Below are 14,131 nucleotides of genomic sequence, written 5' to 3'. Positions count from 1 at the left end.
CCGTCGGCGAGTCGGACCGGTAGATTCGCTCTGCCGCGATGCCATAAACGGCGAAACCTCCCGACGGAGTGTATAAAAAACATCTGGCCATTCCCTACTTTCTGGGAGTCGGGTGGCCCGAATATCTTACAGTCCCCCCGAGTCGACACAGACGTATGACTCCGCGAACCGTCGCCGCGGTCGCACTCGTAGTACTCGTCCCGCTGTGGGCGTACACGCTGCTCGGCAGCGGCGCGCTGTACGAAGCCGTGATGTCCACCGTGTCCGTCGGTGTGATCGTGTACTCTCTCTACATGGCGTTCGGTCCGCACGAGGCGGGAGACGACCACTCGGACGCGACCCCCCGATAGGGGATGGTCGCTGGCTTCGCCGGTGCCGTCGAACTCGGGGCGTTCTTCCTCGTCGGGCTGCTCGGTGGCGCCCACTGTCTCGGGATGTGTGGGCCACTCGTGACGGCGTACGCCGGTCCGTCCAGTGACGACAGCGGCCGGGTGACACTCCACGACGTTCGCCAGCAGGGACTGCTCACCGCCGGGCGGGTGGGCACATACGCCCTCATCGGCGCCGTGCTCGGCGCGCTCGGGGGTGCGGCTATCTCCGGTGGAAGCCTCTTCGCGGGCGCCGACGTCGTCCGCGGTATCGCCGGCGTCGTCGCCGGGAGTGTCGTGCTGGTCGTCGGTGCGGGCTACCTCCGCGGGCGTCCGCTCGACCCCGGTGCGGTGCCCATCCCCGGCGTCTCGACGGCGTTCTCTCGACTCGCGCGCGTCGCCGGCGAGCGGGCCGACGCGTGGGCCGATGGGCCACGGATCGCGCTCCTCGGGTCGGTGCACGCGCTGTTGCCGTGCCCCCTGCTGTACCCGGCGTACTTGTACGCCTTCGCGCGCGGGTCACCCACGGCTGGTGCGCTCGCACTCGGCGCGCTCGGACTGGGGACGGCGCCCGCGATGGTCGGCTACGCGACCGTGATCGGTGCGGTGCCGGCCTCTGTCCGGGGGCGCGTCCACCGCGCGCTCGGCGCGGCGTTCATCCTCCTCGGGGTGCTCCCGCTGTTACACGGACTCGGCCTCCTCGGAGTGCCGGTCCCGATGGTGCACCTCCCGCACTACGCGGAGGTGCCGTCGCCGTGAGCGACGCGGCCGACGCCACCGCCGACGCCGCGGGCGGCCACGCGGGCGCCCAAGACGATGGCTGTACGCTCTGCGGGCTGTCCACGCCCGAGCCACCGCTGACGGACCCCGACGTCGACGGCGGATTCTGCTGTCGGGGGTGTCTGGCCGTCGCCCGAACGCTCGACGATCCAAGTACCGCGGACGCGGCGGACGCACGAGCGGCGGTTCGTGGCGACGACGGGACGGCGTCCGCGGACGCGACCGTTCCGGACGATGCCGAGACGGCGTACCTCCAGGTCGACGGGATGCACTGCGCGAGTTGCGAGGCGTTCCTGGAGGGGCGCGCAGCCGGCGTCGATGGCGTCGCAGCGGCGGACGCGAACTTCCCCGCCGACGCGATGCGCGTCCACTACGACCCCGAGCGGACCGCCCCAGACACCGTCGCCGACGCCATCGCCGGCGTGGGGTACGCGGCGGCGCCGACGACCGACGACGGCGGCGTCGGTGACGACGATGACACCATCGGACGGCTGATCGTCGGGGGATTCTTCGGGATGATGGCGATGCTGTGGTACGTCCTGTTCCTCTATCCGACGTACTTCGGTCTGCCGCCGGAGGCGCTGTTGCTCGACCTGCGCGGCGGCGCCGGGGAGTTCCTCCTCGCGAACGTCTGGGTGTCGGCGACGGTCGTCCTCGGCTACACTGGCGCGCCGCTGGTGCGCGGCGCCTACGTCGCGGTCCGGACGCGCCAGCCGAACATGGACCTGCTCGTCACGCTCGCGGCGACGACGGCGTACCTCTACAGCACGCTCGCGATACTGCTCGGTCGCGTCGAGGTGTACTTCGACGTGACCGTCGTCGTCGTCATGGCCGTCACCGTCGGGACGTACTACGAGGAGCGGGTCAAACGCCGCGCCGTCGGCGAGTTGACCGACCTCACGCGCGACCGCGTCTCCGAGGCGCGACTGCACACCGGCGATGGCACCGAGCAGGTCCCGGTCGAGGCGGTCGAGGGCGGCGACCACGTCGTCGTCAGGTCGGGGGAACGCGTCCCCGTCGACGGCACGATCCGAGAGGGGACCGCCGCGGTCGACGAGTCGCTCGTCACCGGCGAGTCGCTCCCCGTCCGGCGAGGACCGGGCGCGACCGTCCGTGGCGGCACCGTCGTCTCCGACGGGCGACTGGTCGTCGAGGCAGCCGACGGCGCCGAACGCACCCTCGACCGCGTGGTCTCGCTGCTGTGGGACGTCCGCGGTGAGGGCGCACCCCAGCAACTCGCCGACGCGCTGGCGACCATCTTCGTGCCGCTCGTCCTCGTGCTGGGGACGCTCGCGTTCGTCGTCCACCTCGCGCTCGGCGCGCCGCCGACCGAGGCACTCCTCACCGGCCTCGCGGTGCTTGTCGTCTCCTGTCCGTGTGCGCTCGGGCTCGCGACGCCCCTCGCGATCGCCGCGGGGACGCGCTCGCTGCTCGCGGACGGCGTCGTGTTGACTGACGGGAGCGCCGTCGAGACCGCCGTCGACGTCGACGTGGTTGCACTCGACAAGACGGGCACCCTGACGACCGGCGAGATGACGCTCCGGGCGGCGGTCCCCGGTGACGGCACGAGTCGCGCCGACCTGCTCGGTCGTGCGGCGGCGGTCGAGGCGCGCTCGGACCACCCAGTCGCCGCCGCGATTGTCGACGCCGCCGCCGAGTCCGAGTCTGCGTTCGGCCCCGAATCCGCCGTCGAGGGCTTCGAGACGCACCCCGGGCGCGGCGTCTCCGGCGCGGTCGACGACGGCTCCCGCGTGACTGTCGGCGGCGCGTCACTGTTCGAGGGCGACGACGTCGACATCTCATCCGATCTCCGCGAGCGCTACGAGGCCGCCGAAGCCGACGGCCACCTCGCCGCGTACGTCGGCTGGGCCGGCGCAGTCCGTGGCGTGCTCGTCGCGGGCGACGACCCACGTCCCGGGTGGCGGGCAGCGGTTCGAGCGCTCGGCGAGGACCGGCGCGTTGTCGTCTTGACCGGCGACGACGGTCCCTCCGCGGACCGGTTGCGCGACGCCGACGGCGTCGACGAGGTGTACGCTGGCCTGCCGCCGGAGGCGAAGACCGAGACGGTCCGCCGCCTCCGCGAGTCGGGAACGGTGGCGATGGTCGGCGACGGGAGCAACGACGCGCCCGCGCTGGCCGCTGCAGACCTCGGGATCGCGGTGGCGTCGGGGACGGAACTGGCGGCCGACGCCGCCGACGCCGTCCTCGTGGGTCGTGACCTCGGCGCGGTCGACCGCGCTATCGACACGCTTGCGGCGACGCGCCGCCGCGTTCGTGAGAACCTCGTGTGGGCGTTCCTCTACAACGCGATCGCCGTCCCGGCGGCCGTCCTCGGCGTCGTGACGCCGCTGCTCGCCGCCGTGGCGATGGCCGCATCGAGCCTCCTCGTCGTCGGGAACTCCGCGCGCTCCCTCGGGCCGGCACCTCCGACTGACGAGGCGGTGGCCGACGAGCAGTTCGACGACAGCGAAGAGAGCACACAGCCGGCGTCGGCCGCCGGCGTCGGCCACCACGATCACGACGACCGGTCGGCGACCGTTGCCGACGGGGGGCCGGACCGGTCACCAGACCGCAGTCGAGGGGGTGAACACGCGTGAACCGACTGGCCGCGCAGTTCTCGGTCGAGGAGCCGTCGGCGTACCTCAAGACCGCGGTGCTCGCCCTCGGCGCCCAGTCCGCGCTCGCGTTGGTGTACCTCGCAGCGACCGACGCGGGGCTGGCGGAACCGCGGACGCTGGCGATTCCGTTCGTCTGGATCACCGCCGCCGTCGTCGGGGTTCGCCACGCCAGTCGACCGACATCGACGGGCAGGATCCGCGTGGTCGCCGCTGTCGTCGGGATCGGCTACGGGCTCTTCCTCGCCTGTGTCACCGGGGCGGTCGGCACGGCGATGGGTGCGGTCGGCGGCCTCGACGTGCTCCTCCTCCCGCCGGGGTGGGGGCCGGTGGTGCGCTACGACGGCGCCGTCGTCTCCGTGTTCCTGTTCCCCTACCGAGCCATCGGTTACGCAGCGCTGGCGTATCTCGTCTCCCTCGCCGTCCGTGACGTCGCCGAGTACGGCACGCCCGCGGGCCTGGGTGGACTGGTCGCGCTTGGCTCGTGTGCCAGTTGTGCGCTCCCGCTCGTCGCCGCCTTCGGGAGCGCGCTCGGGGGCGCCGGCGTGGGCCTCGGAACGACACTCACGGGCGAGACGTACTTGCTCGCGACGGTCGCGTACGTCCTCTCGGTGGCCGTGCTGACGGTTCGACCGACTGTTGGAACGTGAGGGTCCCGTGAAGGGGACGGGGAGGCTCTGTTGAAACCCTTGGTCGCTGATGAGTCGCTTCTTAATATCCTGGTTCGATACGGTCGACGAGTCCATCAAAGTCCGTGTCGAAACTCAACACGGCGTCGATACCACGTGACTCGCATAGGGTGACGATCGATGCATCAGTGAAACTGAGATCGTGGTCGTCGTATCGACGAAACGTTTCTAGCGACGCCCGAACGTCATCTGGTTCGACGTGAATCATCTCGAAGACGCGAGGAAACGGGTCTTCTCCAAGAATACGACTGGCGACAGTGTCTGCAGCCTCAAACGAACCCGTTCGACCACGTGTGAGCGTCACAGTCTCGTCGAAAACGTAGTCATTCGTGTACGGTTGTCCGAACTCCCCATCGAACAGTTCGTCGAATGCACTGACAGCTTGGTCGTGTCGGTCGGCATCCGTGTCGTGATGCGCAAAGAACACGCCGGTATCGACGAAGACACTCATCCGTACAGCACATCGTCGATGTCTTCTTCGGTCGTCGTCACTCCGGACGAGACCATCCCATCGTGGAACTTCTCGCGCTCGGATTCAGCAAGAGGAACACGGTTCTCGCGGAACGAGTCGATGAGGTCTGCCTTGGACTCGATGGCGTGCTCAACGAGCTGTGCGAGGATTTCCTGCTGCGTCACTCGCTTTCCCGTCTTTAGCCGAATCTCGGCCTGTAACCGTTCGAGACGAGACTTAGTGTCGTCGTCCATCTTCACCGACGTTGCCATACTCTTTGGTAGAGCATACTACTGGGTAAAGTTTGCTACCACAGCTGTTGGTGGAGCTGAAGTTTGCTGCATACACCCTCTATATTCAGCACACGGCACCTATCAGATTTTGAGGATTCCAACAGAGCCGACGAGGAGGAATGGGAAAGCGGGGGAATGGGGGATAGGGGAAACTGCGAACTGGACCGTTCGGATTAGACGAGGAGTTGGATGTCGGCGTCGGCCATGTCCTGGATGGCCGTCGCGGCGCCGACGCCCGTAGTGACGCCGTCGTAGAAGTCGTCCTCGTCGTAGTCCATCAACTCGATCGTCATCTGACACGCCTGGAACTCGACACCCATGTCGAGTGAGGTCTGAATGAGTTCCTCGATGGTGGCCGTGTCGTTGTCCCGGATCTTCTGCTCCATCATCGCGGTCGTCATCCGGTCCATGCCGGGGAGCGCGGCGACGATGTTCGGGACGGGCATGTTCGGGTTGCCCACGGAGCTGAGCTTCAGGTTCTTCGACCGTTCCTTGTGGAGGATATCCAGCCCCCAGAACGTGGAGAACACCGTCACCTCGTACCCGAAGGCGGCCGCGGTGCTCGCGAGGATCAGCGGCGGGTACGCCATGTCGAGCGTCCCTTTCGTCGCGATGATCGACATCTTCGGCGGCGAGTCGTCGTCGTCGCTGTCGACCGCCGCGAGCGACTCCTCTAACTCCGCGACCCGCGCGGCCAACTCCGCTCGGGACGGGGCATCCTCGGCCTCAGAGTCTTGGGAAGACGGGGTGTCGGTGCTCATTCCGGTCACTCCGTCTTGCGGACGTAGTGGGTGAACACGTCGCCGTCCTCGGCCTGGTCGAGCAGTTCCACGTCGGGTGTGCCCTCGGCCCACCCCGCGATGTCACTCACACTGCCCGAGTCGGTGGCGACCACTTCGAGCACCTCGCCGGCCGCGAGGCCGTCGACCGCCTGCTTCGTCTTGATCACCGGCATCGGGCACGATGCACCTTTCACGTCGAGCGTCTCCGCGATATCGAATTCGGCGTTCATGGGGAATCTGCTCCTGTTCTGTATTGGAGCTATTCCACAATACTAAATCGCCCCGTATAACAGTGTCGATCTGTCCAGCCCGAGTGGCGCGTCTGTACATAGATGGTCCGTGCACACGAGCCCGAGCGGAGTGCGGCACTCGTTGGTACCGTCCGCCGGCACGCTTGGCGGCCGAATCGGACGGTCATCGGTGAGAACAGCGCGTAGTGCGGCACGTCGCGAGACTCGCCGCGCGACGGCTCGGCATTGTAGGAGGTACACACAACCCTTTTATCGGAGCCGGGCCAAGAGGGAGGTAGAAATGCCGGATTCGATGTCCGAACAACTCCAGCAAGACATGGAGTGCGAGGGCCTCCTCGAGTGCTTCCACGGTCTGAAGCAACTCGACAAGGACTGCTTCCGTGTGCTGGTCAACGCCGAGGAACCGCTCACCATCGACGAAGTTGCCGAGGCCGTCGACCGCGAACGCTCCACCGCGTACCGCTCGGTCCAGCGATTGCTCACGTCTGGGTTCATCCAGAAAGAGCAGATCAACTACGACCAGGGCGGCTACTACCACGTGTACCGGCCGACCGACCCCGCGCAGATCGCCGACGACATGCAGCGGATGCTCAACGACTGGTACGCGAAGATGGGTCAGCTCATCGGCGAGTTCGAGACCAAGTACCAAGAGCGCGAGCCCACGAAGACGTCGATCGAGAGCTAATCGGCCGCCCACGCCGGTCGTCGAGCGGTTCGAGAGGCATCGCATGAGACAACTCGGCATTCGTCCAATCACTCAGTACGAGTTCGCGCTCGGTGTTCAGGACCCAGTGGCTATCAGACACTGACGATTCCAACAGAGCCGAACAGGTATATTCGTCACTCGTTTTCTCCGACGTAAGATGCAATTCTGTGACCGGTGTGGTTCGATGATGCACACGGCGGGCGACACGTGGGTGTGTCGCTCCTGTGAAAACGAGGTGCAGCGAGACTCGAACGCGGAAGCGGCGATGGCGCTCCAAGAGGGACAGCAGGACGACGGGGCGCCAGCCGTAGCCGACGCGACACAGGGACCCACCGAGACGATGGAGGAGCCCTGTCCAGCGGACGACTGTGACAGTGACCGAGCCAACTACGAGATGATACCAAAGCCTGGGGGCTCCTACGAGGTTCGTCTGTTCACCTGCGTCGAGTGCGGCCACAAGTGGCGCGAGTCCTGACTCCACTGCACCCCAACCCAGCAATTCACAGCGTCACCGAGCACGAGGTTCGTGTGACGTACCGTGAACCAATTCGAGCCGCGTACTGAACGCATCCCCCGGATTCAGCACGCCTCGCCAGTCGACAGACACCAGCACGTCCTCCGGGTACTGGTGCGTCGGTGGGTCGCTTCCGTTGTCGACTCTGCAGCGACCGTCGGAGTGTGTCGTGTCGTCGGTCATGCGGTACTGTGGACGAACTCTTTCGCCAACTCGGCGGTCGCTCGGCGGAGTCGGTACGAGACCGTCGATCTGGGGAGCCCTGTCTCGGCTGCGAGTTCGTCGAGCGTCACCGCTCGCGGCGTCTCGAAGTAGCCCCGTTCGACCGCCATGGTGAGGATCTCACGTTGCTCCTCGCGGATGTCGGTCGTCGAGAGCAGTCCGTTCTGCCACTGGTCGACCTCCGTGAGGTGGACGAACGAGAACTCCAAACCGTCGCCCAGTTTCGCACCCAGCGTGTCGTACAGGAGCCCGATCTTCGAGTCGTCCTGGACGAGGATCCGCCACCGCGCCGTGTCACCGACGCGAGTCTGTTCGAGGAGCATCCCACCGTCGACGTACTTCGCCGCGATCGTCGGCACCGCGTCACAGTGCGTGATGTCGGAGATGTACGTGTACGCGACGCGACGCCGATGGTCTGCCGACAGTAAACTGGCGGTCCGGGTGCCCTCGCACGAGCGCGCGGTGACCGACTCTCTGTCGAACGAGTCGTCGAGGAGCGGACGCTCGATGGCGGCGAGGTCGCCGGCGTCGCCAGTGACCGACTCGAGCGCCCACAGTTCCGTCTGGTCGAAACACGCGTAGAGCGCGTTCGACCGGAGTGAGTCGCGTTCGATGAACGCGTCCATGTACTCGTCGGCGCCGTGGTCATACGTTATCTCGAACGTGAAGTCGTGCATCTCGTCCATGTGATGAGTCGTGTCGTCCCCGACCGTCGCGTACGTCGCCTGTCCCCGACCAGTCGGGGGGAGTTGTCGCTCGCCAACGCCGTCGATAGGGTGTGGCCATACATAGCCCCTCCCGTATGACTGGCGCGAGCCAACCGCGGACCCACCCACACACGATTCGATCGAGTCTGTCCGGACGAACCGTCCTCGCGTTCTGGGGCGCACCGTGGCGGACCGAGGAGGCACTCCGCAATGAGTGACGACACCGCAGTCGGGACTGCCACCCGGAGCGGGGCGAACTCGGCTGCCAGGAATGATGACCCAACGTGGGTCCCGATCCTCCGGGTCGCGGGCGTGCAACTCGGGCTGATCGCGATCGCGTTGCACCTCTACTGGGGCCTCCCCCGAGCGGTCGTGTACCTTCGCGCCGGGACGTTCGCGGATCCGCGGCCGTACCTGTTCGTCGTGTCGGGCGTCGCACTCGCCGTCGCGCTGCTCGCGCTGTACGCCGTTCCGGAGCGGGTCAGCGCACGCGCCGTCTACGCGTTCGCCGTCGCCGTGTTGGCCGTCTGGATCGCCGGATACGTCTGGTGGCACCTCGGCGGGCACGGCGGCGCGATCCCCGGCGTCAAGGGGTACGGACACCCAGACCTCGCGAACCTCGACATCCTGCTGTCGGACCAGCACCTGTTCAAGCCGTTCGACCTGGCGACGAACGCGACGGGGGCCGGCGCGCTCGTCGCGTTCGGAACGCTGTTGGGCTGGGAACTCCGCTCCGACTGAGACCGGCCGACCGAGCGGCCTACAGTTCCGCCTCGATCGCAGACTGCACCGTCTGATAGTCGAATCCCTCGACCACGGACCCGTTCACGACGACCGTCGGCGTTCCACGAACGCCCTTGTCGAGGGCAGCGTCGCGGTCGGCCTCGAGGACCGGTCTGTACCGCCCCGCGATGGCCGCCTCGAGCACCGTATCGGGGTCGGCACCGACGTCCGCGGCGACGGTTCGCAGCAGCGACGAGGAGTACGCCATCGAGCCGCCCTCCCAACCGTCGGCGAACAGCCGCTTCGTGAACGTGAAGAAGGCGTCCACTCCGACGGTGTCTTGGACCGCACGAGCCGCACCTGGCGCCTCCCACGACCAGCGGTCGTGGACTGGGATCGGGAAGTCGCGGTGTTCGTACCGAACATCCCCGGGGTCGACGTAGTCGGCGACCAGTTTCGGGTACACGTCGACCGCGAACGTCTGGCAGTGCGGACACGCGTAGTCCTCGTAGACGGCGACCGTCACCGGTGCGTCATCGGGGCCGTGGGTCGGCGCTGGCAGCGACTCGACGGTAGCTTCGGGCTCGTCCGAGCCACCGAGACAGCCCGCGACCAACCCCACCGAGCCTGCGGCCCCCGTCGCCAGTACGTCACGCCGCGTGAGTTCGTGTCGGGTCACAGGTGGATTACGCACCTCTCGGGGACAACGTTCGTGGTTCGATCGTCGAAACTGTGGACGGCTTCGATGTCGTGGCGGCCATCGGGTGGCTGTCACCTGCGTCGCGAGCAGGGGTATCCCCTCGGTTGTCGTGCGACAACTTTCTGCTTATTCGTGGGCGAGCCGAAGCAGCGGCAATGGCGTCACAAGACGCAGGTGTGACTGGGGCTCGCGATCGCCCGACTGCGAACCGGTCTGGCCTGCCACTCTCGCGGCGGGCGATGGTCGCTGCAGTAGGAATGACGGGCGTCACCGGCCTCGCGGGCTGTCTGGGGGGTGAGTCCGGTGCATCGGCGCCGGCAGCGGTCACGCTCCCGGACGACGCGACGTGTGACGTCTGTGGGATGGTCATCGCGAACCACCCGGGGCCGTCCAGTGAGGTGTTCTACGCCGACGAGCAGCCGAACGGCCACGACAACCCCGCCCGCTTCGACAGCACGTGGGAGGCGTTCCAATACGACTTCGAACACGACGACTGGGACCGGGAGGCGTTCTACGTCACGGACTACTCGACGGTCGACTACGAGATACACACCGACGGTGGACAGCAACTCATCTCTCGCCACACCGGCGAGGAGACGTTCGTCGACGCGGAGACGGTCACGTTCGTCGCCGACTCCGAGGTGGCCGGGACGATGGGTGCGGACCTCCTCGGCTTCTCCGAGCGCGCCGACGCCGAGGCGTTCCGCGACGACCACGGCGGCGAACTCGTCGCGTTCGAACAGGTCACCGAGACGTTGATCAGCCAACTCGGTCGGTGACCGTGGTCGGACGCGTCGCCGTCCTCGCCGTGGCGTTCGTGGGCCTGCTCGTGGGGAGTTCGTTCGCCGTCCCGGTGGGCGGGGGCGCCGACGCGAGGCCCGTCCCGTACGAGGACACCGTCTCCCTCGGCTTGACGAGCACGGCGCTCAGGCAGGCCGACTCCCCGGGGGTCGTCTTACCCAAGGTGGAGGCGTTCTACTCGGAGTACGAGTTCGTCATCGGCTACTACGGTATCGAGTCGTACGTCAGCGAACACGCACGGACGGGACACGACCGGCAGTTCGGCCAGCCAGTCGCCGTGTTCGTGACCGACTACGCCGGGGGCGACGTGTCGCTCGACGCCGACGGCTACCCCGTGTCGGCCAACGGGACGGCGCTCCCGTTCGTCCGCGCCAGCGAGACGTACGTCGTGGTCGGGAGCCGAGCGCGGACCGCCGACGGTCCGCTCGCAATTCCCTTCTCCGAGCGCGAGGCCGCCCGCGCGTTCGCCGCCGAGTACGGTGGCGAGGTCGTCCCGTGGGAGCGGGTCCACGATGCAGTAGACTCGACGGGCACGCTCTCGCGCGACCGGTTCGAGTCGGCTGTCGCCGAGCGGTCGGCGTGGGCCGACCGGGCCGTCGAATCGACCCGCGGGTTCCGCGACCGACCCGTATCAGTGACCGTCGGCGAGGACGCACCGACGCTGGCGGCCGCCGTCGAGGCGGCGCCGCCGAACACGACGATCCTCCTTCCCGCCGGCGTGTACCACGTCGACGGCCTCACTGTCGACTCCGCCGTGACCATCGCTGGAGTCGGTCCCGAGACGCGACTCCGTGGGGACGGAAACGGCACCGTCGTCAGGGTCACCGCCGCGCGTGCCGCGCTGGTCGACCTCTCCATCGACGGCGTCGGCGCCGTCGGCAGTCCCGAACGGCCCGCGAACGGCAGTGCCGGCTGGTCGGAGTCGGTCGAACTCGCGTACGGTCGCGGCGACGCGGCGATCCGGCTCGACGGCGCCGACGGTGCGCTCGTCGAGGACGTTCGGATCGACACGCCCGCGAGCGGGGTCGTGACGCGCGAGGCACACGGTGCCGTCGTCCGAAACCTCACCCTTCGTGGGGCAGCGACGCCCGAGGACGGCTTCATGGGTGTCGTCGCGATGTACGCGCCCGTCGTCGTCGAGGACAGTCGGTTCACCGGCGGTCGAGACGGGGTGTACACCCACCGCGCACACGGGAGCGTGATTCGAGACAACGAGTTCCGCGACGCACGCTTCGGCGTCCACCTCATGTACACGTCGCGGACGCTCGTGGCCGACAACGAGATCCACGACCAGACGATCGGTGTCGTGATCATGACCCGACCTACGGGGAACCTGATCGTCGGGAACACGGTGACTGGCGCACGCACAGGGATCGCGACGGTCGGGTCGGACTCCTACTACGCCGAGAACATCCTCGTCGACAACAAGTGGGGGATGACGGTCAGCGGCACCGGGTCGTTGTACACCCGGAACACGGTCGTGGGGAACACCTACGGGCTCCGGGGGTCGTCGCTGCTCCCGACGAACCACGTCACGCACAACGACGTCGTCGACAACGCGCGCCCCGCCGACTCGTCGCTCGGGACGCTCAGGGTGTGGACGACCGATGGCCAGGGGAACTACTGGGGGACTGTCCCGGGTGTCGACCGCGACGGCGACGGCTACGGCGAGCGGGCGTTCCGCCCGACCGGTCCGATCGACTCGCAGGTCCAGACGACGACGGGTGCGTGGACGCTGGCACACTCGCCCGCGGTGGCACTCACTCGTGGACTCGGTGGCGCTGTCCCGGGGCTCCGTGCGACTGGCGTCGTCGACACGGCCCCGCGGCTGACACCAGTTCGACCCGCCGTCCTCGCTGCCGCGCGGGCGAACGACACGGCTACCGAACCGGAGGTGGAGTCGTGAGCGACTCGGTGGTCTCGCTGTCGGACGTGTCGATCGCGTTCGGCGACGTCACGATCGTCAAGGAACTCACGCTGTCGATCGACGCCGGCGAGTTCGTGGCGCTCGTCGGGCCGAACGGCTCGGGGAAGACCACCCTCTTGGAACTGCTCGCCGGGCTCCGCACTCCAGACGAGGGGTCGGTGTCGCGACCCGACGTGGACCGCGACGCCGCGTACCTGCCACAGACGCCGGCGTTTCGACACGGGTTCACCGCCGCCGAGACGCTCGCGTTCTACGCCCGACTCGCGGACGCAGCCGACGAGCCGCAGACCTACCTCGACCGGGTCGGCCTCACAGCAGCGGGCGACAGACCCGTGGAGGCGCTCTCGGGCGGCATGACCCGACTGCTCGGGTTGGCGCAGGCGCTCGTCGGCGACCCGCCGCTGGTCGTCCTCGACGAGCCGACGAGTGGGCTCGACCCGGAGATGGCAGACCACGTGTTCGCCGCCATGGCCGACATCGTCGCTGGTGACCGCGCGCTCGTCGTCGCCAGTCACGACCTCGTCGCCGTCGAACGCGTCGCCGACCGAGTGATCGTACTCGGCGGCGGCGCGGTTCGGCTGGACGGACCTCCAGATGCGCTCGTGGCACAGTCAGAGGCCGCCTCGCTGCGCGAGGTCCTCTCGACCGTCGTCGCGGAGACCGAGCCACAGCGACTCGCCGTGGCCGACGGGGAGGGCGGCCGATGAGCCGCGTGGAGCGAACGACCGCGGTCATCGACCGGGAACTCCGGACGCTCGCGCGGACGCGCTCGCTCTTGGGCGTCGCGGTCGCGTTCGTGTTCATCGTCGTGGCGATCGCAGGGGGCGCAGTCGGTGCGCCCGGGGGGTACGTCTCGCTCACCCTCGACCTGTTGACGGTCGTCGAACTGCTGGTGCCCACCCTCGCGTTCGCGCTCACCTACCGGTCGATCCGAGGTGACGCAGACCGATCCGAACTCGACGTGATCCGGACGTACCCGATCACGCGAGCCGAGTACGTGGGCGGCGTGTTCCTCGGTCGACTCACGGGTGTCATCGCCGTCGTGGGCGTCGGTCTCGGACTGGCAGGCGTGTTCGTCGCCTTCGACAGCCCGGACGCGGCGTCGTTCCTCGCGACCCACCAAGCCGGCGACTCTCCGGTGGTGTACGTCCGGTTCGTCGCACTCACGATGGCGTACGCCGCGACGACGGTGGCGATGATCACCGCGGCGTCGGCAGCCGCGCGGTCGTCGCGAGAATCGCTCGCGGTCGGCGTCGGCGTCGTCTTGTCCGTCGCCGTCGGCCTGGACCTCGCGCTCGTAGGGCTCCTGTCTGGCGGTGTCGTCACGAACGTCGGCGCCCTGCTCGGAGTGAGCCCCGCCAGCGCCTTTCGGGGCCTCGTTATCGAGACGGCAGTCGCCCCCGCGTTGGCGGCCAGTACGCCCGTCCCTGCGGCCTCGCCCGCAGTGAGCCTCCTCGGGTTGGGTGGCTGGTTGGTGCTGTCCCTCCTCGTCGCGACGGTCGTCGTGTGGCGCTGACGGACGTTAGCGGGCGGGACCAACAAATGTGCGGAGAAGCGCTCCCCGAGTTGGGTCACGAGACTCGTGTGAGCCGACCGCTCGCG

At 68.0% G+C, this 14,131-nt stretch carries 17 protein-coding genes; 11 read left to right on the top strand and 6 right to left on the bottom strand.

What is annotated here, in order from left to right:
- The first annotated feature begins 155 nt into the window (after positions 1-155).
- The 4 genes from P0R32_RS17150 to P0R32_RS17135 are packed head-to-tail and all read left to right on the top strand — an operon-like array spanning position 156 to position 4,413.
- Complete coding sequence (locus P0R32_RS17150; protein WP_276239862.1) at positions 156-350, top strand: DUF8131 family protein; 195 nt, start codon at positions 156-158, stop codon at positions 348-350.
- Positions 351-353: 3 nt separating this feature from the next.
- Entirely contained in the window at positions 354-1,127 is a 774-nt protein-coding gene (locus tag P0R32_RS17145) for a sulfite exporter TauE/SafE family protein (protein ID WP_276239861.1), read from the top strand.
- A complete protein-coding gene (locus P0R32_RS17140; protein WP_276239860.1) occupies positions 1,124-3,745 on the top strand; it encodes a heavy metal translocating P-type ATPase in 2,622 nt (873 codons plus the stop codon). The genes P0R32_RS17145 and P0R32_RS17140 overlap by 4 nt, the downstream gene beginning before the upstream one ends.
- The gene (locus P0R32_RS17135; protein ID WP_276239859.1) at positions 3,742-4,413 is read left to right on the top strand and encodes a DUF7546 family protein; all 672 of its coding nucleotides are present in this window, start codon (positions 3,742-3,744) and stop codon (positions 4,411-4,413) included. Before P0R32_RS17140 ends, P0R32_RS17135 begins: the two co-directional genes overlap by 4 nt.
- 61 nt (positions 4,414-4,474) lie before the next feature.
- On the opposite strand, the gene P0R32_RS17130 is transcribed toward P0R32_RS17135, so the two are convergent.
- From P0R32_RS17130 to P0R32_RS17115, 4 genes are all read right to left on the bottom strand, one after another.
- Positions 4,475-4,903 carry a type II toxin-antitoxin system VapC family toxin gene (locus P0R32_RS17130; protein WP_276239858.1) on the bottom strand — a complete coding sequence of 143 codons (429 nt, stop codon included), beginning with the start codon at positions 4,901-4,903 and terminating at the stop codon, positions 4,475-4,477.
- Complete coding sequence (locus P0R32_RS17125; protein ID WP_276239857.1) at positions 4,900-5,175, bottom strand: hypothetical protein; 276 nt, start codon at positions 5,173-5,175, stop codon at positions 4,900-4,902. Before P0R32_RS17125 ends, P0R32_RS17130 begins: the two co-directional genes overlap by 4 nt.
- A 194-nt stretch (positions 5,176-5,369) precedes the next feature.
- On the bottom strand, positions 5,370-5,957 hold the full coding sequence (locus P0R32_RS17120; RefSeq protein WP_276239856.1) for a DsrE/DsrF/DrsH-like family protein: 588 nt from the start codon (positions 5,955-5,957) through the stop codon (positions 5,370-5,372).
- A 5-nt stretch (positions 5,958-5,962) separates the two neighbouring features.
- Positions 5,963-6,208 (bottom strand): sulfurtransferase TusA family protein, encoded by a 246-nt coding sequence (locus P0R32_RS17115; RefSeq protein ID WP_276239855.1) that lies wholly within the window; start codon positions 6,206-6,208, stop codon positions 5,963-5,965.
- 301 nt (positions 6,209-6,509) lie between these two features.
- On the opposite strand from P0R32_RS17115, the gene P0R32_RS17110 reads away from it, so the two are divergent.
- Both P0R32_RS17110 and P0R32_RS17105 read left to right on the top strand, forming a co-directional pair.
- On the top strand, positions 6,510-6,914 hold the full coding sequence (locus P0R32_RS17110) for a helix-turn-helix domain-containing protein (protein WP_276239854.1): 405 nt from the start codon (positions 6,510-6,512) through the stop codon (positions 6,912-6,914).
- Positions 6,915-7,092: 178 nt separating this feature from the next.
- Complete coding sequence (locus P0R32_RS17105; RefSeq protein ID WP_276239853.1) at positions 7,093-7,410, top strand: RPA12/RPB9/RPC11 RNA polymerase family protein; 318 nt, start codon at positions 7,093-7,095, stop codon at positions 7,408-7,410.
- A 218-nt stretch (positions 7,411-7,628) separates the two neighbouring features.
- Here the strand turns inward: P0R32_RS17105 and P0R32_RS17100 are convergent, their stop codons facing one another.
- Positions 7,629-8,357, bottom strand: coding sequence for a helix-turn-helix domain-containing protein (locus P0R32_RS17100; protein WP_276239852.1), 729 nt, complete (start codon positions 8,355-8,357; stop codon positions 7,629-7,631).
- A gap of 231 nt (positions 8,358-8,588) precedes the next feature.
- Here P0R32_RS17100 and P0R32_RS17095 point away from each other — a divergent pair, with 231 nt between their 5' ends.
- Positions 8,589-9,119 carry a hypothetical protein gene (locus P0R32_RS17095; protein ID WP_276239851.1) on the top strand — a complete coding sequence of 177 codons (531 nt, stop codon included), beginning with the start codon at positions 8,589-8,591 and terminating at the stop codon, positions 9,117-9,119.
- Positions 9,120-9,138: 19 nt separating this feature from the next.
- On the opposite strand, the gene P0R32_RS17090 is transcribed toward P0R32_RS17095, so the two are convergent.
- Positions 9,139-9,780 carry a DsbA family protein gene (locus P0R32_RS17090; RefSeq protein ID WP_276239850.1) on the bottom strand — a complete coding sequence of 214 codons (642 nt, stop codon included), beginning with the start codon at positions 9,778-9,780 and terminating at the stop codon, positions 9,139-9,141.
- A 260-nt stretch (positions 9,781-10,040) separates the two neighbouring features.
- Between P0R32_RS17090 and P0R32_RS17085 the strand changes: the two genes are divergently transcribed.
- Genes P0R32_RS17085 through P0R32_RS17070 form a run of 4 tightly spaced genes read left to right on the top strand, consistent with a single transcriptional unit; the run spans position 10,041 to position 14,045 of the window.
- A complete protein-coding gene (locus tag P0R32_RS17085) occupies positions 10,041-10,580 on the top strand; it encodes a nitrous oxide reductase accessory protein NosL (RefSeq protein WP_276239849.1) in 540 nt (179 codons plus the stop codon).
- Positions 10,581-10,582: 2 nt separating this feature from the next.
- Positions 10,583-12,508, top strand: coding sequence for a NosD domain-containing protein (locus P0R32_RS17080; protein ID WP_276239848.1), 1,926 nt, complete (start codon positions 10,583-10,585; stop codon positions 12,506-12,508).
- Complete coding sequence (locus P0R32_RS17075) at positions 12,505-13,236, top strand: ABC transporter ATP-binding protein (protein WP_276239847.1); 732 nt, start codon at positions 12,505-12,507, stop codon at positions 13,234-13,236. Before P0R32_RS17080 ends, P0R32_RS17075 begins: the two co-directional genes overlap by 4 nt.
- Positions 13,233-14,045, top strand: coding sequence for an ABC transporter permease subunit (locus tag P0R32_RS17070; protein WP_276239846.1), 813 nt, complete (start codon positions 13,233-13,235; stop codon positions 14,043-14,045). The genes P0R32_RS17075 and P0R32_RS17070 overlap by 4 nt, the downstream gene beginning before the upstream one ends.
- The last annotated feature ends 86 nt before the right edge of the window (positions 14,046-14,131 follow it).

The sequence above is a fragment of the Halobaculum marinum genome, assembly GCF_029338555.1.
In the GTDB taxonomy this organism is placed as follows: Archaea; Halobacteriota; Halobacteria; order Halobacteriales; family Haloferacaceae; genus Halobaculum; species Halobaculum marinum.
Note: the sequence above shows the minus strand (reverse complement) of the source record. Positions and strands in the feature narration are given on the sequence as shown.